The 17,177-nt window shown below is 45.0% G+C and carries 21 protein-coding genes; 4 read left to right on the top strand and 17 right to left on the bottom strand.

Annotated features, from left to right (window positions below; genetic code table 11):
• Nucleotides 1-17: 17 nt before the first annotated feature.
• Genes JJQ88_RS00215 through JJQ88_RS00205 form a run of 3 tightly spaced genes read right to left on the bottom strand, consistent with a single transcriptional unit; the run spans nucleotide 18 to nucleotide 3,148 of the window.
• A complete protein-coding gene (locus tag JJQ88_RS00215) occupies nucleotides 18-1,559 on the bottom strand; it encodes an acyl-CoA carboxylase subunit beta (protein ID WP_210363718.1) in 1,542 nt (513 codons plus the stop codon).
• 21 nt (nucleotides 1,560-1,580) lie between these two features.
• Entirely contained in the window at nucleotides 1,581-1,793 is a 213-nt protein-coding gene (locus tag JJQ88_RS00210; RefSeq protein WP_210363717.1) for an acetyl-CoA carboxylase biotin carboxyl carrier protein subunit, read from the bottom strand.
• Nucleotides 1,794-1,804: 11 nt separating this feature from the next.
• Complete coding sequence (locus JJQ88_RS00205) at nucleotides 1,805-3,148, bottom strand: acetyl-CoA carboxylase biotin carboxylase subunit (RefSeq protein ID WP_210363716.1); 1,344 nt, start codon at nucleotides 3,146-3,148, stop codon at nucleotides 1,805-1,807.
• 218 nt (nucleotides 3,149-3,366) lie between these two features.
• Between JJQ88_RS00205 and JJQ88_RS00200 the strand changes: the two genes are divergently transcribed.
• Nucleotides 3,367-3,840 (top strand): N-acetyltransferase, encoded by a 474-nt coding sequence (locus tag JJQ88_RS00200; RefSeq protein WP_210363715.1) that lies wholly within the window; start codon nucleotides 3,367-3,369, stop codon nucleotides 3,838-3,840.
• Nucleotides 3,841-4,046: 206 nt separating this feature from the next.
• Here the strand turns inward: JJQ88_RS00200 and JJQ88_RS00195 are convergent, their stop codons facing one another.
• The 4 genes from JJQ88_RS00195 to JJQ88_RS00180 all read right to left on the bottom strand — a co-directional run bounded on the left by JJQ88_RS00195 (nucleotide 4,047) and on the right by JJQ88_RS00180 (nucleotide 6,650).
• Nucleotides 4,047-4,652, bottom strand: a complete 606-nt coding sequence (locus JJQ88_RS00195; protein WP_210363714.1) for an RsfA family transcriptional regulator — start codon at nucleotides 4,650-4,652, stop codon at nucleotides 4,047-4,049.
• An 82-nt stretch (nucleotides 4,653-4,734) separates the two neighbouring features.
• On the bottom strand, nucleotides 4,735-5,496 hold the full coding sequence (locus tag JJQ88_RS00190) for an enoyl-CoA hydratase/isomerase family protein (RefSeq protein WP_210363713.1): 762 nt from the start codon (nucleotides 5,494-5,496) through the stop codon (nucleotides 4,735-4,737).
• Nucleotides 5,497-5,871: 375 nt separating this feature from the next.
• Nucleotides 5,872-6,045 (bottom strand): 50S ribosomal protein L32, encoded by a 174-nt coding sequence (rpmF, locus tag JJQ88_RS00185; protein WP_023615018.1) that lies wholly within the window; start codon nucleotides 6,043-6,045, stop codon nucleotides 5,872-5,874.
• An 83-nt stretch (nucleotides 6,046-6,128) separates the two neighbouring features.
• On the bottom strand, nucleotides 6,129-6,650 hold the full coding sequence (locus JJQ88_RS00180) for a YceD family protein (RefSeq protein WP_210363712.1): 522 nt from the start codon (nucleotides 6,648-6,650) through the stop codon (nucleotides 6,129-6,131).
• Between the two features lie 146 nt (nucleotides 6,651-6,796).
• On the opposite strand from JJQ88_RS00180, the gene JJQ88_RS00175 reads away from it, so the two are divergent.
• Nucleotides 6,797-8,014, top strand: a complete 1,218-nt coding sequence (locus tag JJQ88_RS00175) for a nucleotidyltransferase (protein WP_210363711.1) — start codon at nucleotides 6,797-6,799, stop codon at nucleotides 8,012-8,014.
• Nucleotides 8,015-8,031: 17 nt separating this feature from the next.
• Here the strand turns inward: JJQ88_RS00175 and JJQ88_RS00170 are convergent, their stop codons facing one another.
• Nucleotides 8,032-9,057 carry a SepM family pheromone-processing serine protease gene (locus tag JJQ88_RS00170; RefSeq protein ID WP_210363710.1) on the bottom strand — a complete coding sequence of 342 codons (1,026 nt, stop codon included), beginning with the start codon at nucleotides 9,055-9,057 and terminating at the stop codon, nucleotides 8,032-8,034.
• Nucleotides 9,054-9,845 (bottom strand): patatin-like phospholipase family protein, encoded by a 792-nt coding sequence (locus tag JJQ88_RS00165; RefSeq protein ID WP_210363709.1) that lies wholly within the window; start codon nucleotides 9,843-9,845, stop codon nucleotides 9,054-9,056. Before JJQ88_RS00165 ends, JJQ88_RS00170 begins: the two co-directional genes overlap by 4 nt.
• Before the next feature lie 414 nt (nucleotides 9,846-10,259).
• On the opposite strand from JJQ88_RS00165, the gene ylbJ reads away from it, so the two are divergent.
• On the top strand, nucleotides 10,260-11,483 hold the full coding sequence (gene ylbJ / locus JJQ88_RS00160) for a sporulation integral membrane protein YlbJ (protein WP_210363708.1): 1,224 nt from the start codon (nucleotides 10,260-10,262) through the stop codon (nucleotides 11,481-11,483).
• A 228-nt stretch (nucleotides 11,484-11,711) separates the two neighbouring features.
• Here the strand turns inward: ylbJ and coaD are convergent, their stop codons facing one another.
• The 3 genes from coaD to JJQ88_RS00145 all read right to left on the bottom strand — a co-directional run bounded on the left by coaD (nucleotide 11,712) and on the right by JJQ88_RS00145 (nucleotide 14,469).
• Nucleotides 11,712-12,221 (bottom strand): pantetheine-phosphate adenylyltransferase, encoded by a 510-nt coding sequence (gene coaD / locus JJQ88_RS00155; protein ID WP_210363707.1) that lies wholly within the window; start codon nucleotides 12,219-12,221, stop codon nucleotides 11,712-11,714.
• A complete protein-coding gene (gene rsmD, locus JJQ88_RS00150) occupies nucleotides 12,218-12,793 on the bottom strand; it encodes a 16S rRNA (guanine(966)-N(2))-methyltransferase RsmD (RefSeq protein WP_210363706.1) in 576 nt (191 codons plus the stop codon). The genes coaD and rsmD overlap by 4 nt, the downstream gene beginning before the upstream one ends.
• Before the next feature lie 257 nt (nucleotides 12,794-13,050).
• The gene (locus tag JJQ88_RS00145) at nucleotides 13,051-14,469 is read right to left on the bottom strand and encodes a hypothetical protein (RefSeq protein ID WP_210363705.1); all 1,419 of its coding nucleotides are present in this window, start codon (nucleotides 14,467-14,469) and stop codon (nucleotides 13,051-13,053) included.
• Nucleotides 14,470-14,611: 142 nt separating this feature from the next.
• Here JJQ88_RS00145 and JJQ88_RS00140 point away from each other — a divergent pair, with 142 nt between their 5' ends.
• Complete coding sequence (locus JJQ88_RS00140) at nucleotides 14,612-15,001, top strand: DUF7147 family protein (RefSeq protein ID WP_210363704.1); 390 nt, start codon at nucleotides 14,612-14,614, stop codon at nucleotides 14,999-15,001.
• Between the two features lie 26 nt (nucleotides 15,002-15,027).
• Here the strand turns inward: JJQ88_RS00140 and JJQ88_RS00135 are convergent, their stop codons facing one another.
• From JJQ88_RS00135 to JJQ88_RS00115, 5 genes are all read right to left on the bottom strand, one after another.
• Nucleotides 15,028-15,303: a YlbG family protein gene (locus JJQ88_RS00135; RefSeq protein ID WP_210363703.1), complete on the bottom strand. Its 276-nt coding sequence runs from the start codon at nucleotides 15,301-15,303 to the stop codon at nucleotides 15,028-15,030.
• Nucleotides 15,304-15,471: 168 nt separating this feature from the next.
• Nucleotides 15,472-15,687 carry a hypothetical protein gene (locus tag JJQ88_RS00130; protein ID WP_210363702.1) on the bottom strand — a complete coding sequence of 72 codons (216 nt, stop codon included), beginning with the start codon at nucleotides 15,685-15,687 and terminating at the stop codon, nucleotides 15,472-15,474.
• A gap of 118 nt (nucleotides 15,688-15,805) precedes the next feature.
• Nucleotides 15,806-16,249, bottom strand: coding sequence for a YlbF/YmcA family competence regulator (locus JJQ88_RS00125; RefSeq protein ID WP_210363701.1), 444 nt, complete (start codon nucleotides 16,247-16,249; stop codon nucleotides 15,806-15,808).
• Nucleotides 16,250-16,381: 132 nt separating this feature from the next.
• Nucleotides 16,382-16,621: a YlbE-like family protein gene (locus JJQ88_RS00120; RefSeq protein ID WP_210363700.1), complete on the bottom strand. Its 240-nt coding sequence runs from the start codon at nucleotides 16,619-16,621 to the stop codon at nucleotides 16,382-16,384.
• A gap of 14 nt (nucleotides 16,622-16,635) precedes the next feature.
• The gene (locus JJQ88_RS00115) at nucleotides 16,636-17,037 is read right to left on the bottom strand and encodes a YlbD family protein (protein ID WP_210363699.1); all 402 of its coding nucleotides are present in this window, start codon (nucleotides 17,035-17,037) and stop codon (nucleotides 16,636-16,638) included.
• Nucleotides 17,038-17,177 lie beyond the last annotated feature (140 nt).

Genomic DNA, 17,177 nt, shown 5'->3' with positions numbered 1-17,177 from the left:
AAGGACCTCCGAATTATTTAGACGGGATAGACCGGGTGCTTCCTTACACTGAATAAGAGATCTTTCGTCTCGTACAGCCTGAATCTGTCAATCAGGGTTTCCCTTAGGTCCGATGCCGCCACGATATCATCGACAATCAATTCGGAAGCAAGCTTGTAAATGTCTATGCTCTCCTTATATTCCTGATGCTTTTCCTGTACAAATGCTATTTTTTCCTTTGGATCTGAAATTTCATTGATTTTATTTGAATAAACCGCATTGACTGCTGCCTCTGGTCCCATGACGGCGATTTGCGCTGTTGGGAGTGCGATGCAGCAATCCGGTTCAAATGCAGGACCGGCCATTGCGTACAAACCTGCTCCATAAGCCTTCCTGACAATGACAGAAATTTTTGGAACTGTAGCCGAACTCATTGCTGCAATCAACTTTGCCCCGTGCCGGATAATGCCTGCGCGCTCTACCTTCGTCCCGATCATAAAGCCAGGAACATCAGCGAGGAACAGCAATGGAATATGGAAGGCGTCACAAAGCTGGATGAATTTAGCGCCTTTGTCCGCAGAATCGACGAAAAGTACGCCGCCCTTGACCTTCGGCTGGTTGGCAATGATTCCGACAGCCCTGCCGTCAATCCTCGCAAGTCCAGTGATCAATTCTGGGGCAAACAGCTTTTTGATTTCGAAAAAGCTACCTTCATCAATCAGTGAATCAATTGCTTCATACATATCAAATGGCGCATTTTGGTTCACCGGGATAATTTCTTCGAGACTCCGTCCACTCTTAGGCGCTACACTTTCAAACATTTTCGGTTTCTCCTGGAAATTTGCAGGGAAATAGCCGAGGTACTTTTTCGCTGCCTCAATGGCTTCTTCCTCACTGAAAACCAGCATATCACCAACCCCGCTTACAGTGCAGTGCATCCGGGCTCCACCCATTTCTTCCAGCGTTACCTTTTCGCCAATTACCTTTTCTGCCATCCTCGGCGAGCCAAGGTACATCGAAGCATTTTTATCAACCATGATGACAATATCGCAAAATGCCGGGATATAGGCACCACCTGCAGCAGACGGCCCGAACAGAAGGCAGATTTGCGGGATGACACCTGACAGTTTGACCTGATTGTAAAAGATGCGTCCTGCCCCGCGGCGGTTCGGGAACATCTCAAGCTGATCCGTGATTCGGGCACCGGCTGAGTCGACAAGATACAGCAGTGGGACCTTCAGCTTTTCAGCAGTTTCCTGGATTCGGATGATTTTTTCAACGGTCCTCGATCCCCATGAACCCGCCTTTACCGTTGAATCGTTCGCCATGACACAGACAGTCTGGTCGCCGATTTCTCCGATGGCCGTAACGACACCGTCAGCTGGAAGGTCGCCAGCCTGGAAGTTCGCGAATTTTCCATCTTCTTTATAAATACCGCCATCAAATAACAGCTTCAGCCGGTCGCGGACAAACAATTTATTCTGTTCGGCAAGCTTGTCATGGTATTTCTGATGGCCGCCCTCCTCAATCCGTTTTACTTTATCCTCTAATGATTCGGAAAGAATTTTCGCTGTAGTCATTGTTCATCTCCTTACCTTTGTTTATTCCAATACGAGCAGGACATCGCCTTCGTTGACGAAGTCTCCGACATTCACTTTTATTTCCGATACGCTTCCAGCACCCTGGCTTTCAACCGGGATTTCCATTTTCATCGATTCAAGCATCAGTACTTCCTGTCCTTCGGTGACTTTGTCTCCTGCTGCCACTAGTACATTCAGGACTGTTCCTGCCATATTTGCTGTAATTTCTTTCATGTGTATTCCTCCTATTTAGATGCTAGTTTTCTTTCTGTTAAATAGGCTGTTGTATAATTGCCGGACCGGAATCCTTCTTCGCCTAAAATTTCCTTGAACAGAGGCGCATTCGATTTGATACCTTCCAATTTCAGCGACGAGAAGAATGCTTGCGCCGCCTCAATCGCCGATTCTCTGGAGCTGCCTGCTGTGATGCATTTTGCGACCATTGGGTCATAGAATGGTGTGACCACGGAACCGGATCCATATCCGGAATCAACTCTCACATTGACTGTTTCGTCCCAGGAGAACTCACTTATTGTCCCCGGTGATGGCAGGAACCTTACAGGATCCTCTGCATACAGACGGAACTCGATCGCAGAACCCTGCTTTTCGATTTCTTCCTGACGAAGAGGAAGCTTCTCACCCCGGGCAACAATGATCTGCCATTTTACAAGATCAAGCCCTGTAATAGCTTCCGTCACAGGGTGCTCTACCTGGAGCCTTGTATTCATTTCAAGGAAATAAAAATCCGCATTCTCATCGACAATGAACTCAACGGTTCCTGCATTGATATATCCCACTGCTTTGGCAGCCTTCAATGCTGTATCATACATTTTCTCCCTTGCTTCATCCGACAGGAACGGAGAAGGTGCTTCTTCAATTACCTTCTGATGGCGGCGCTGGATCGAGCAATCCCGTTCGAATAAATGAACATGGCTGCCATGGCTATCGCCAAAAATCTGGACCTCCACATGCCTAGCATTCTTGATGTACTTTTCGATAAAAACCTCGTCCGAACCAAAATAAGCGCGAGCCCTCGCTTTCGTCGAATCAAAATTCTTAGCGAGCGCTTGCTCATTTTCACAGAGCACCATACCGATGCCCCCTCCGCCTCCACTTGCTTTCAGCATCACCGGATATCCAATCTCACTTGCAAGGCCAGCCGCTTCTTCAAGCGACCTGATCCCTGACTCACTTCCTGGGACCACTGGGACACCTGCAGCTCCCATGGTCGACCTTGCAACAATTTTATCTCCCATTTTTTCAATTGTATCCGGAGAAGGTCCGATGAACTTGAAACCTGCTTCGACAGCCTTGCGGGCAAAGTCCGCATTCTCTGATAAAAATCCGTACCCGGGATGGATGCCATCCACTTTTTCTTCCTTCGCCACCCGAAGGATCTCCCGGACATTCAAATATGACTTTTGAACTGGCGGCTCGCCTATCCTGTGAGCAATGTCAGCTTCTTTTACAAACGGCAGATCCTTGTCAGCGTCCGAATAGACGGCCACGGTCCCAATCCCCATCTCCTGGCATGTCCGAATGATCCTAAGCGCAACTTCCCCTCTGTTTGCAATCAAAATTTTCTGCACGCTTTTTCCCCTTTCAGTTAAAAATACGCTCACTTATAAAATTCTACAATATTCAGTCTATTTCCTGCAAAAAAATGAAACCGCTTTCTGGATTTCCAATGCAGAATTTTTTATGTTTTTATAATATAATAAAAATAGGTGAAAAATCATTTATAATACTTTGCTGCCGTCTTTAACAATAAATTCAATCAAAGAGGCAGCAGACTGGGGGAATGAATGTGGAGCAGAAAGTGGAAAAGTTAAAGATCAACTACAAGACCCTTGAAGAATTCAAGAAATTCAAGGAGTATGGCCACCAGGAATTGTCCATGCTCGAGGACTTGGAAGCCAATATTGTTGAAAATGACAGTGACTCTCCATTTTATGGCATTTATTTTGGCGATAAGCTTGTAGCCCGAATGAGCCTTTATCAAGTGCAGGCGAAATTTGACCGTTATTTCGAACCGCCTCAGGATTACCTTGAGCTTTGGAAGCTTGAAGTGCTGCCTGATTATCAAGGGAAAGGCTATGGCAAGACCCTTGTCGAATTCGCAAAAAGGTTCGGACTGCCTATCAAGACGAATCCTAGGATAAAGTCACAAGGTTTCTGGGAAAAGATGGGCTTCACCCCAGTTCACTATGATGTAGAAAGGGACCGCGGAGAAAACCCGCTTCTTTGGTACCCTGCCGGCGTGTCTGAACAAATACAATAAGTACCTTGGCTCAATCTAAAGGAAGCGCCTGCTCGTTATTATCCAGCAGGCGTTTTTTTACATATTAAGAGTGCAAAGATGTGCAGCAAGTTGGAATACAGCGCATATTGAATAAGTATTACTGTCAGCCGCGGCCGGCAGGATAACCATCACCGCCTGAACAGCTTCACTTATGTTGCCGCCCATCGTTCAGGCTGCTTTTCCTTTCATTTTTCAAGCTTTGCAAGGTTCCCGCTGGCATCGGCCTGGAATTTAACTTTTTGCTGGTAACCATCCTCTCTTAAGACAACCCTTTTCCTTGCACGCTCCATAATATCAATTAAATCACGATAATCTTCTTCCATCGATTTTAACTGAATTTCCAACTTTTCATTTTCAGCAGACAAGTAAAAGAGTTGTTTTTCAAGTTCCTTGATCCTTTGATGGCTTTCACTATGGCTTCCTGTACCGGCTTTTTCATAGAGATCATCCAGATAACGTTTCACATCATTCAAAGTCAGTTTCGCTTCTTCCACTTTCTCGGATGTTTTCCTATCGTCAGGTACAAGCGGAGGCTCTGTACCCTGTTCGCTCTTTGTCTGCTTCTTCGCTTCTTTCCGTTGTTTTTTCGCTAATTCAATTCCCGATTTATACTGCTTGCGGACAAATGAATTCCATCGGAAACCGCAGGCGGCGGCTGTTCGTGAGAGTTTTTTCCCTACTTCTTCAAAAGCTTTCAATTGTGTTCCGCCTTCACGGATATTTCGCAGCACAACTTCAGCCAGCAATAAATCTTCATCCTGTGACCAGGCATCTTGACGGGTTAATGGCATCAGTCAATCCCTCCTACTGTTTTTTATCCATATATATGTATCTGATAGGAAAGATAGACTGATATCAAGCCATAATCCATTATTATTTTTTTCTCCTCGCGAATTCTTCCACTTTTTTGTGGTGGGCATCATTCTCCCAAAGAATCGCACAATTCGCTGCTTCTTTTTCCATTCTTTCCTTCATATCATCCAGGATCCACTTCTCTCTTATAAGGGACTTATATGCTTTCAAGACTGACACTTCCTTGTCCAGCGTATCCTTAAGGAAATCGAAACATGCTTTAAGTGGGTTGTCTTCGAATGTAGCTTGGATGAAACCTGTTTCTTTCAATTCTTCAGCAGTGTAAATTCTTGCACCTATCAATAATTTGAATGCTGTATGCTGAGGAAGCTTCTCAAGCAAGATCGATCCCCCGCCCCAGCCTGTCGTAATTGCAAGATTTCCCTGGACAAATCCTGCTTTCGTTCCCTTCCGGGCAATCCTGAAATCGCATGCTGAAGCAATCTCACAGCCCCCGCCAACTGCAGTGCCATTCATGACCGCGATCGTCGGCTTCGGCAGGATGAGAAGCCTGTATAAGATCCCTGCCATCCTCGATAGCATGGCATATGCCTGTTCCTCGGTCTTCAATGAATGAAAGACCGATAAATCCCCGCCTGAGCAAAACGCCTGGTCCCCCATACCTGTGATAGCCAACACTTTCACAGCATCTTCCTCTGCCATTTCAATTGCCTGTTCAAGCCCGTCCATCACTTCATAATCAACAGCATTCCTTCTTTCCGGCTTGGTGATCGTAAAAAGCAAAATGCCGCCCTGTTCCCTCGATATCGTGTATGCTCCCATCTTTCTCCTCCTATAACCGACATTCATAGACTCTTAAAATTTTATCAATTATCAGTGGAAGTTAGCAAATAAAGAAAAAACAGCGAGTGGCGAACCTTATAAAGAAGCGGTCCGATTGTCTTCCAATGGACATTGCCTTGGGAGACACTCTTCTTATCTACACTGAAGAGTGCGGAATCAACTTTCTGCTGCGAATGATGGCTTCATAATGGCTATGAATTTCCGGCAAGTATGCCCGGTTTATTTTTTTGAGACATAAGGGGTACAGAAGGAGTACTATTTCTGCATTATTAAAAATCAGCAAAGGAGAAGAAAACAACCCCATAAAAAAGAGCACAGGAATGCAGATGCATCCTGTGCTCTTCTTTCAGGAAATCAGTCGTTTACAACTTCTTTTCCTTTGTATGTTCCGCAAGCTTTGCAAACGCGGTGAGCAAGTTTCATTTCACCGCAGTTTGGGCATGCTACCATACCCGGAACTTGTAATTTAAAATGAGTACGGCGTTTTCTTTTTGCAGTTTTAGACGTTCTTCTAAATGGTACAGCCATTCTTCCCACCTCCTTAAAGAGAATAAGAAAGTTGATGAAGGCCAGTCCATGCTGGACCCTCACGCTCTTTTTCAATCGATTCATTAGTCAGAGGAATCTTTGTCCTCAAAGAACTTTGCAAGTCCGGCAAGGCGGGGATCAAGCTTTTCCTGCTTTTCCTGTTCCTCGATCACTTCCCAATCCTTCCCTGACTGGGGTGCGCCTTCCTGTCCATCCGCATCATCACAGAAAACTTGCATCGGAACTTCCAGCAAAAGAATTTCACGGATGACCGGCTCCAGGTCAATGACATCGCCTTTTACTTGATAAACATCCTCTTCAGCTACATAGTCGTGGCCGTTAAGGACGAATGTCTCTGTGGTTTCAACATCAATCGGGTATCTAACATCAACTAACGTCCGGGAACACGGCAGGATCATATGCCCCTGGATCCTAATCTGGAAAGTCACTTTCGAGGCGCTGATATCCGCTCTACCGCTCAGCTTTATGGGAGAAACCTCGCGGATTTCGGGATCTGTTTCCTTGACCGAATCCATCCGTACCGTTTCGTCAATCAGGAATTCCTTGTTTCGATGTTTTTGTATCTGACTTATTGTCCATTTCATAAAATCACCCCAAGGCAACAAAGGTAATTATAGCTTTCGCTCAATCATTTGTCAATATTTTTTCTTTACACTATAATTTAGTCATTCATACTGAAAAATAAACATGTAACGATGTATGTTCCATCTTATCATGAAGGAGAACAGGAATGAAAGCTGTTGGTGTTGTAGTCGAATATAATCCATTCCATAATGGCCATGCCTTTCACCTCAAGCAGGCAAAAAAACTGACAGGGGCCGACATCGCGATAGCCGCGATGAGCGGAAATTTCCTGCAGCGGGGAGAACCTGCCCTCGTTTCAAAATGGTCGCGGACAAAAATGGCTCTTGAAGCCGGGGTTGATCTCGTTTTCGAACTGCCCTACCAGTTTGCGACCCAGCATGCTGAAATCTTTGCCGAAGGAGCCGTTTCGATTCTGTCCGCTTCAGGTTGTGATACGCTCTGTTTTGGGAGTGAGTCTGGAAAAATCGAGGCTTTCCATAAAACGGTTCGTTTCCTTGAAGAAAATGATGAAAGATTCCAGGAGAACATTAAGTTTTTTACCGGGGGCGGCTGCAGCTATCCAAAAGCCATTTCCCTCAGCTTCCAATCAATGGAGCCCGATCAGGAATTCGTCGACATCTCCAGTCCCAATAACATTCTTGGGCTTCATTACATGCAGGCCATCAACAGGCAGGGCAGCAGCATGAAGCCTTTCACGATCGTAAGAAAAAGTGCTGGTTATCACGATGAATATTTTTCTTCCTCCACCATAGCAAGTGCTACTAGTATCAGGAAGGCATTGTTCGGCAAAGGTGGCGAACTTGAGGCGATTTCGGGACTTGTCCCAGCTTCTACCTTTGCACAGCTGATCCTCTACAAGGAACGCTATGGCGGCTTCCATTCCTGGGAAAACTATTGGCCGCTGCTAAAGTACAAGCTCCTGCAAAGCAGTGCTTCAGAACTCCAGGAAATTTATGAAGTGGAAGAAGGTCTTGAAAACAGGCTGGCTGCCGCCGCTGCAGCTTCTTCCTCCTTCCAGGGATTCATGGAAACGATCAAAACAAAACGATATACGTGGACTAGGCTTCAGAGAGTCTGCTTGCACATCCTGACGAACACAAGAAAAACGGAGATCAAAAAAGAAGATAACACTGCTGGCTATTTACGATTGCTTGGGGCAACTGCAAAAGGCAGGGATTATTTAAAAATGAACAAAAAAGATTTTTTGCTTCCAGTCGTCTCCAAGCTTTCTTCATTCTCTGGACGGAACATTTGCCTGGATGTCAGATCATCCCGGATTTACGCTCTTGGGCTTCAGGGACCCGGACAGGAGAAACTTCTTGCCGAGGAGTTCTCACACCCTCCAATCATGCTGGATCCATAAAAAAACAAGCTGGTTTTTCAGCTTGTTTTTTTCTTCATTTTTTCCAAGTAGGCAACTGCTTCATCAAATGTATCAATCGGAATGATTTTCATCTTTGTGTCAATGTCCTTTGCTGCTTCCAGTGCCTCTTCGTAATTTGAGTCCTTCGCTCCTTTTTCAAATGGCGCAAAAAACAATTCAGCCCCTGCTTTATCTGCGGCAACGATTTTTTGCTGGATTCCTCCAATCCTTCCTACTGTGCCATCGGGCGAAATCGTTCCCGTGCCTGCGATATCATAGCCCTTTGTCAAATCTTCCTTTGTCAGCTGATTATAGATTTCCAGCGAAAACATCAGTCCAGCCGATGGACCCCCTATTTCTTCTGATTCAACGGTCACATCCGGCTCCACTTTGATTTCTTTATCGTCAACAAGCTGGATTCCCACACCTGCTTTGCCGCTCCCATCGTCAAAAGCCTTGAGAGGGATTTCTGTATCCATTGTCTTGCCATTCCGCTTGAAAGAAAGCTTAACAATGTCTCCAGCCTTTTTGGAGCTTACATAATCGATGAAATCATTCGCGGATGCGAACGGGTTGCCATCAACCTCAAAAACATGGTCACCAGGTTTAAGCTTTCCCTCTGCAGGCATATCGGGAAGCACCCTTAGGACATATACACCTTTAAAATCATATTCCACTGGGATGCCGGCCTTTTTATAGGCAACTTCAATCGCAGCCGTCTTGGAATTGTCCATCATATGAAGCTGCCTGATCGTATATTCTTTGTCTGTTTCATCCTCCGCCCTGATTTCTTCAACAGGGTAAATTTCCTGATACTTGCTGAATTGGGCAATTAAGTAAGCGTAAATATTCGCCCTTCCCATCCTGACAGTTGTCAGCATGAAGTTTCCTTCTTCCTCATAGCCCCCCTCAACCTTGATGATTGGCTCGAGTTCTTTGGCCATGCCTGGTTTTGATACATAAAAAGGCAAGTAATAAAAGGCACTAGCAAATAATATCAAGGCCGCCAGGATGGACAGCCTGATCGGGAATTTTCTTTTCATTCTGACTGGGACTCCTTCCAATGCTGTATACATTGCTTGATTTTGTCTATATGCTTCTTAGCTTCTTCTTCGCCCATCTTAATGATTTCTTCAATATTAGTAAATGCCCTGGAATTGAACATTTCAACCTTGGGACGAATCATGATATCAGAAGCGACCTCACGGTTGGAAACCAATTCCATTTGCATGATATCGATGCTTTGCATGATGACATCCAGAATCGAACTGACATCTGCCGATGGCTTTACGTTTGAAACATCGACCGCAATGACGATGTCGGCCCCCATTTTCCTGGCTACGGACACAGGGATCATATCGACTACGCCTCCATCAACAAAAAGCCGGCCATCCATTTTTTCGGGTACGAAGATACCAGGTATTGCGATACTGGCACGGACCGCTTCGGCAATTGGCCCCTTCTTGAAGACAACCTTTTCGCCGGATACAAGATCGGTGGCAACAATCCCGATCGGAATATCCAGTTGTTCGATCATCATGCCATGGGTAAAAATCCTGATCAGTTCTTTGACTCTTTTTCCTGCGATGAACCCCATTTTCGGGACGGTGAAATCAAGGTAATATTTTCTTTTAAATACTCTTGAGAGTTTGTAAAGACGCTCGACATCACGCCCAGCCCCATAAAATGCGGCAACGAGGGCTCCCATGCTGCTGCCGGCAATCAAGTCAATCGGGATCCCTTCTTCGTGCAGCACTTTGATGACGCCCAAATGAGCGAAGCCCCGCGCGCCCCCAGAACCAAGTGCTAAACCAACCGTTGGACGCAGCAACGTTTTTTCCCCCTTAATGGCCTGATTTTAATGCACATTATATGTAAATTTGGTCTAAATCAGGGTTGAGCGAGTATATTGAATTATATGAGGACAAGGCCGGAAACTGTACACAAGAAAAGCACAAGCCCCTTGGACAGCCGCGACAGGCATAAAACGGTCCTTGAAGAGGCAGTTCTCTATCCTCTGCCCGAGTAGACTCCCTTGGACATGGCGCGAGCGTAAAGGCAGGCACTGTGCTGGATATTTTCTTGAAGTGAATTTTATACTTCTTATTTTTGAATAAAAAACGATTGTCTAATCGGCGGTTTGCGTTTCTTAAGATTGGAAAAAAAAACTATTTTTTAGTTTCTTTCTATTTTACCACTGTTTTTCTAAGTTTCACAGCAGCAGAACACCGGAGGAGGATGGACGTTGCTAAAATCCAGGTTGAAAACATTGTTCCTTGCAGCTTCAGTTACGATGCTGGCTGGGTCATTGATTGCTTTCCCGCAGGAATCGTTCGACGCTTCCATCAGAGGATTGGATATGTGGTGGGAAATCGTATTCCCTTCACTCCTCCCGTTTTTTATCGTATCCGAAATGCTGATTGGCTTCGGCGTCGTAAAGTTCATCGGTGTCCTGCTGGAGCCACTGATGCGTCCGCTTTTCAGGGTTCCTGGAGTTGGCGGGTTTGTCTGGGCAATGGGGATGGCATCAGGCTATCCAGCAGGCGCGAAGCTTACAGCAAGGCTGCGCCAGGAAGGACAGCTAAGCAAAATTGAAGCTGAACGATTGGTATCCTTCACTAATTCTTCCAATCCGCTCTTTATTTTTGGGGCGGTATCAGTTGGATTTTTCATGAATGTCAAGCTGGGAGTGATCCTCGCACTAGCCCATTATCTTGGCAACATTAGCGTCGGCCTGTTCATGAGGTTCTATGGAAAAAATGAGGAAACCGCCGAAAAGCAAAAGGGGAAGAAGCCTTCCATCGTTGAAGCGTTTGCGGCCCTGCACCGGACGAGAATGAATGATAAGCGCCCAATTGGAAAGCTTCTCGGGGACGCTGTGATGTCATCCATTCAGACACTGCTGATGATTGGCGGGTTCATTATTTTGTTTTCGGTCGTAAACAAGCTTTTGTTCCATCTACATATCACCGCTTTCCTCGCGAAGTTCATCGAATTCGCGCTCAGCCTGTTAAGCATGCCAGAAATGCTCAGCATCCCGTATATTTCCGGACTGTTCGAAATAACGCTTGGCAGCCAGATGACCAGCCAGGTACAGGAGGCGACGTTGATGCAACAAGCCATCATCACCAGCTTCATCCTTGCCTTCAGTGGATTCAGCGTCCAGGCGCAGGTAGCCAGTATCCTTGCTCAGACAGATATCCGCTTCCGGCCGTTCTTCCTGGCAAGGATCCTTCACGGCTTTTTCGCCGCTTTTTATGCATTCCTGCTTTGGAAACCCGTTTATGAACGCTTTTTTCAAAACGGCCAGCCTTCAAATGCGATCCCAGTGCTTCATTATCTGCATTCGAAAGGAACTCTGTTTGCTGAATTTCATGAAATTGTCGCTGCATCGGGACCCCTTATTACTCTCTTCAGCCTTGGGGTATACATCATCATCCTTGGCAAACGTACGATAAAAGCAAAATGAGGGTGTCCCAAAAGGTACAACCTTTTGGGCACCCTCTTTATTTTTAGGATAGCTGTAAAAATTGGACGTTGATTTCTGTTCCAGGCGCCTCGCTTTCCGCGGGGGCTTTGAGTGAGCCTCCTCGCCTCCGTTGGCGCAAGCGGGGTTCTTGTCCAGCTGATCACAAAGGAATATTCGCTCCTTCCACTCCAATCAACTTAGGATTTGAAATTTTTTATCGAACAATAATCAATCATTTCCTGGAGCCTGGCATTTTTCCAACTTGAACTTTTCAATCAAAGCCTCTTCCACTTCAGGCGGCACCAGTTCGGAAATCTTCCCATCATATTTAGCAACCTCTTTGACAATGCTGGAACTCAAGAAAGAGTACTGATTGTTTGTCATGATGAAAAAGGTTTCGATATCATCATTCAATACTCTATTCATTGAAGTGATCTGCATTTCATACTCGAAATCGGAAACGGCCCGTAGCCCTCTGATAATCGCATTGGCATTTACACTAGCCGCATAATCGACAAGCAACCCCTGAAAAGAATCGACCTTTACATTCGAAATATCCTTTGTCACCGTCTCGATCAGCTCAATCCTTTCTTCCACGGAAAACAGCGGATTTTTTGAAGAATTGTTCAGGACGACAACATAAATCTCATCAAATACTTTTGCTCCCCTTGTAATGATATCCAAATGCCCATATGTAATCGGATCAAAACTGCCAGGGCAGACTGCGATTCTTGTCACTCAATTTCCCCCTCTCCATGTCCATCAAGCCTGTATAACGTAACCCCTATGATTCCATACTTCTCGTTCCTCGACTGTTTCAGCTTGCCGACATCCATTGGCATCTCGATGTCGGAGGAATGCTCGCAGACGATCAAACCGCGTTCGACGATCAGTTGTTCTTTTTCTATGATTTCAAGCAGCCTGACAAGCTGCTGCCTTTTATATGGAGGGTCCAAAAAGATATAGTGGAAAGCCAGGCCTCTTTTCTTGATTGCCTTCAGTGCCCTAACAGCATCATTTTTGTACACCTCGGCTCTGTCTTCAAGTCTGCATGCCTTAAGGTTCTCGTTCACGGTCTGTATAGCTTTTCCTTCACGGTCTACAAATATGACTTTATCAAGTCCCCTGCTTAACGCCTCGATTCCAAGGCCGCCGCTGCCTGCAAAAAGATCAAGGCCGAGACCCCCATTGAAGTATGGACCGATCATGTTGAACAAGGATTCCTTCACTTTGTCAGTTGTCGGCCTGGTGCTTATGCCGGGAACAGCCTTCAGGATACGCCCTTTTAAATCTCCAGATACCACTCTCATTCTTCGTGCTCCTCATATATAAGACTGCAAATTACTCCCTTATCCTACCACACTCCAAAAAATTAACCAAATAGGTGTATAACCCATTCCGGAATGGAAATACTGAGACCAACAACATCAAATTGAGGATGTTGTTGCCAACCGCGGAGAAGGCTTACGTTTCCCCATAAGTTCTTCCTCCGGTTTCTCCTCTCCCTTTGCCTTCTTCCCCTCGTAGGGGATTTGGAAGGACCCTGCATGTATTGCAGGGCTTTTTTTTATGCTGAAATCCTGATTTCCTGATCATCTTCAATAACGGAAATACCGAAAATGGATTCCATCACTGCTTCCTCCATATACAGAATCTCCTTTTTCAAGATAAAAGGCTTTGAGAGCAGGCCGTATTTTTTTCCATTCAGGTCGAATGTAGCATCCTTGGAATTGAAAATGAATTTTTTCTTGAAAGAAGTTACCTTTACAATATCCTTCGATGGTTCATAAGTTGCCACGAATCCAAGAAAACCCATCGTCTCCAGGAATGGATAAAACCGTTTTCCGTCTTCTACTATGATTTCAGGATTGCTTATTTTATTCTCATTTATGAAAAGGCTCCTTGTTTCAGTAAAAATCAAAGGAGATAAGGGGGAGTCCTCCCGCCTGTTAATCATAAAAAAATCAGTATTCAAGCCATTTAGCTTCCCAAGATGTTCATCAAGCTGTTCAAAATCCTGCAGCGAAGGGCTTTTTTCCAAAAAAACGAGAAAATCGCTTAAATCGGATGCACTCACCTTTCTTTTCAGTTCGGCTGTCAGGTCCCTGCCTTTTTGAGTGGAAGCGGGATGGGATACTGCCAAGGAAGCAAGTGCATCAGCCATCCATTTTTCACTTTGGGCAAGAGGCGGCAGCTTCAATTCAAGGAATGCGGCTGCCAGTTCATGTTCCAGCCTGTCTTTGGGCGTATTGCCGGCCGCAATTACCATACCAGGTCCTCGTTCATTTTGCTTTTGATTGGTAACAACCACAGATACATGGCCATTCTGCCTTAAGCAATCCAACGTTTTTGTTTGGAAGCTCGAATTGCTTGATTTTTTGTCAGCATAATAACTGATCCCTTTTTTTGTTGGAATATTAATCAGCTTTTTGTTATGCCAATATAGGGCCGGATTCGGAGTGGTACCTTCAAAAACATAGTAATCGACGAACTCCATTTGCTTATGTCCTTTTAAAGGAAGGCCAGCGACCCACATGCCTTGCCGGTTGCGTTGATCAACGACTTTCAATTTCGTCCCGGAAACGAACGTATCGGCTAGGATAACCATCCAGCCATCAATCAAGGTACTCTTCGATTGAAAATCTCCTTTTATATAATAATTAAATTGAAGCTGGCCATCTAGCCCGAAATAATGATTTTTTCTCTCAGCCTTCCGGCATGGAGCGCCGGTGGCATCCTTGCACTCCAAATTCGATGCTTGGCCAGGAAAAGCGGCTTCATAGCTTCTTTCCTCAAGGCCCTGAAAAACCTGCTTCACCTTCAGCCCCTGCTCGTCTGCCGTTATCGTGATATTCTGTATGATTGTGTTAGCGGCAGTGCGTTTCGTTAAAGCTTCCCTACTTAAAAATGTTGCCCACTGCCAAACCAATATTACAATCAAAAGCGCTGCTAGAATGATCATGAATAGGATTGAAACTTTTTTCATCGCCGTTCCCCTCAATCAAATATCTATTTCTAAAATACCAAAAATCAGGAATCATTAGTAAGCAAAAATCTAGGAACTTTAATTTGGCGGGTGCAAATGATAAAGTGGGATGGAAAGAATGAATTGGAAGGGGGGAAAAAGATTGATTCAGCGTTTTATTGAGCTGGGAGAAGGATACTCCGATTTATACGAATTGCTAGAGATCGCCAAGGCAAACCGCCATCGCCTTGCCCATTTAATGGCATTGAATTCAAAAATAAAAGATAAAGAGGTAAGCTCGCTGATCGTGATCCTGCAGCCTACAAATCCCGGTGATTTTCAGCCGCTGTATATTTGCCGTGAAGGGATACCAAACCCGCATATTCTGAAAAATAAACGATATGATTTATTCGAAGGGCTGGCAGCAGAACTGGACAGGACCATCATCCAGCTGGATGTCAAGCCATCCACACAATTTGCCGACAAAGAATTGTATTATCAATATTTAATCGGTATATTGAGGCTTAACCACTACATACCAAGGCTGCAATAAAAAAAGGTGAGGAAACCCTCGCCTTTTTAAATTCCCATCTTATAATCATATTCCTTTGCCTTATCAGGGGAAGAGTTTTCGAATTCCATTTTTAAGAATGGTTTGTAGGAGGGCTCTACCTTTTTAACAAATGAATATGATTTGATTTTGGCCATCAGTGACTGTGTCTCATCCATATTGCAGTAAACAACGGCATACTTCAGCCGTTTTGAGACAAAATGCACATTCCCAAATCTTCTAAGCATCTTGGCTTGCTTCAAGGAGTGAAGCCAAACGATGATTCCCTGTCTCTGTCCTATCATTTTCTTTTCCCCTTCGGTAAACGTTTGCTTTGTACTAGTCTAGCATAGGAAAACAAGGGATTTCAATGATGAAAATCCTATTTGCCGCTTTTCCATTCATTGAGTATGATAATAAAAAAGGATATTCCGGGTGATTGAATGGATATTGAGGCAATTTGGGACATATTTTTACAAACGCTCTCTCAGTTCGAAAACATCCATCGTATTTCCTATAAAAAAGCTGCCGGTATCCCCTTTCTCTATATAACCGCAAAGGAAGGCACCAGGCAGGAGGACCTTGAAGAAGCAATCCGCATATCCGCCGCCACGGCGATGAAAGGCAAACGGCTCCATAGTGAAACGATCTTTGTTCGGAGTGAAGAGCAACTTTCCATCTTCAGGCACCGTTTTTTTGTCCCGCAAAAGAAAATGTTTTGCTGCGGAAATTTATGCCCTGATTGCATCAGGCTTTGGCCAGAATAAAAGAGCACGGGAGGCCCCATGCTCTTCTTCCAACTTACCATCATGCGGAACAGCCGCAGCTCCCCCCGCTTCCGCAACCGCCTCCGCAGGAACTATCGAAGAACGGATTGCCTGTCGGTACCTTGACACTTTCCGATACCGACCTGCCAATCAATACACTCACTTCATCCAACATCGATTGCAAGTCATTTTCAGCCCTCTTGAATTCGGCAATAGCCTCATCTATATCAAGTTCTCTTTTCAGTACACGGATCTGGCCCATCACTTGTTTGTAATCAGGATGGTACTTCCCAAAACGCTGTACCTCCTCAAAGCGTTCCTTCATATCGACGAATTCCCGGATTTTCCTTTGGGTTTCCGGATCATTCTTCACTCTATATAAACATTTTTGGTAATACTCGACAAGCTCAGATTGCAAAATCATGCTGACGAGCTGATCAGCTGCGTCAAGTAGTTCAACTCTTTCTGATGTTACAGCAAACAATGGCTGCTCACCTCCGATCTCATTTTACCATGAATCTGCCAAAAAAGCGAAGGGTTCCCGACAGAACCACTATAAGTGACTGTTTTGGCAGGGGAACAGAAATCAAGCATTCCCCATAAGAAGAATGCTTGGTCAGGCCTGGTTTTTCATATTGGAAAACATATGCATCATCATCGAAGCCATTTGGACATTATTTGAGAACTTCTGCACTTTATGCGGGATCGTGTTTTCAAAATGGTTGAGGGCAGCAATTTGCGCGGTATGAAGGTCCCGAGGGTCCCTGCTGAGCTTCCTGTACCAATTTGGCTGCATCCTGACAAATTCCAGCAGCTCTTTATTCGAACGGATTTGGTTCATGACATCTTTTCTCATTGAATCGTTCCTCCCTAATCTTTCCTAAAGGAAAAAGGGTGCTGGGGTCCTGGGTTTTTTTGGCTTGGCTGCCCTCCCTTATTCCCCTGGAATTGGGAAAGCACGCCCTGGATCGCTCCTAATGCCTGGCTGATATGATTGATTTGTCCCTGAAGCTGTTCAGGATCCATTTTCTTGAAAGCTCCCATGACCGTTCCCAGCCAGTCCGTTTTTTTCTCCTGTTCCTCACTTTTTTTGTCCAGATTCGAATTCCCGATGTTTGCCCATTTCGGATCATCCTCACCCAAAAGGTACCAATCCTCATATAACTCCTGCCAGGTCGCGTTCCCTTTACGGACTTCCTGGATGATCGACGGGTTATTCTTAACGAATTCCTTGAACTTCCGGACAGAGGGATGGAGATTTTTTTTAGCCATAGCTCTCACCTCACAGTGTAACAAATGCCTATAATAGCGTATGAACTTTCGTTGAAATTGGTGATGATTCCGTGGGAACTCTTTAGCCCGGTTGCTCAATTTCAATAAAATATGCTTAAATGGTAAAATAATAACAGACA

It is taken from the genome of Bacillus sp. REN3 (genome assembly GCF_017912555.1).
Classification (GTDB): Bacteria; Bacillota; Bacilli; order Bacillales; family Cytobacillaceae; genus Mesobacillus.
This window is presented reverse-complemented; position numbering and strand designations above follow the sequence as displayed.

Coding starts and splice junctions, on each gene's coding strand:
- JJQ88_RS00215 (WP_210363718.1), bottom strand. CDS start 1,559: ATGACTACAGCGAAAATTCTTTCCGAATCATTAGAGGATAAAGTAAAA.
- JJQ88_RS00210 (WP_210363717.1), bottom strand. CDS start 1,793: ATGAAAGAAATTACAGCAAATATGGCAGGAACAGTCCTGAATGTACTA.
- JJQ88_RS00195 (WP_210363714.1), bottom strand. CDS start 4,652: ATGCCATTAACCCGTCAAGATGCCTGGTCACAGGATGAAGATTTATTG.
- JJQ88_RS00190 (WP_210363713.1), bottom strand. CDS start 5,496: ATGGGAGCATACACGATATCGAGGGAACAGGGCGGCATTTTGCTTTTT.
- rpmF (WP_023615018.1), bottom strand. CDS start 6,045: ATGGCTGTACCATTTAGAAGAACGTCTAAAACTGCAAAAAGAAAACGC.
- JJQ88_RS00180 (WP_210363712.1), bottom strand. CDS start 6,650: ATGAAATGGACAATAAGTCAGATACAAAAACATCGAAACAAGGAATTC.
- JJQ88_RS00175 (WP_210363711.1), top strand. CDS start 6,797: ATGAAAGCTGTTGGTGTTGTAGTCGAATATAATCCATTCCATAATGGC.
- JJQ88_RS00170 (WP_210363710.1), bottom strand. CDS start 9,057: ATGAAAAGAAAATTCCCGATCAGGCTGTCCATCCTGGCGGCCTTGATA.
- rsmD (WP_210363706.1), bottom strand. CDS start 12,793: ATGAGAGTGGTATCTGGAGATTTAAAAGGGCGTATCCTGAAGGCTGTT.
- JJQ88_RS00145 (WP_210363705.1), bottom strand. CDS start 14,469: ATGAAAAAAGTTTCAATCCTATTCATGATCATTCTAGCAGCGCTTTTG.
- JJQ88_RS00135 (WP_210363703.1), bottom strand. CDS start 15,303: ATGATAGGACAGAGACAGGGAATCATCGTTTGGCTTCACTCCTTGAAG.
- JJQ88_RS00120 (WP_210363700.1), bottom strand. CDS start 16,621: ATGAGAAAAGATGTCATGAACCAAATCCGTTCGAATAAAGAGCTGCTG.
- JJQ88_RS00115 (WP_210363699.1), bottom strand. CDS start 17,037: ATGGCTAAAAAAAATCTCCATCCCTCTGTCCGGAAGTTCAAGGAATTC.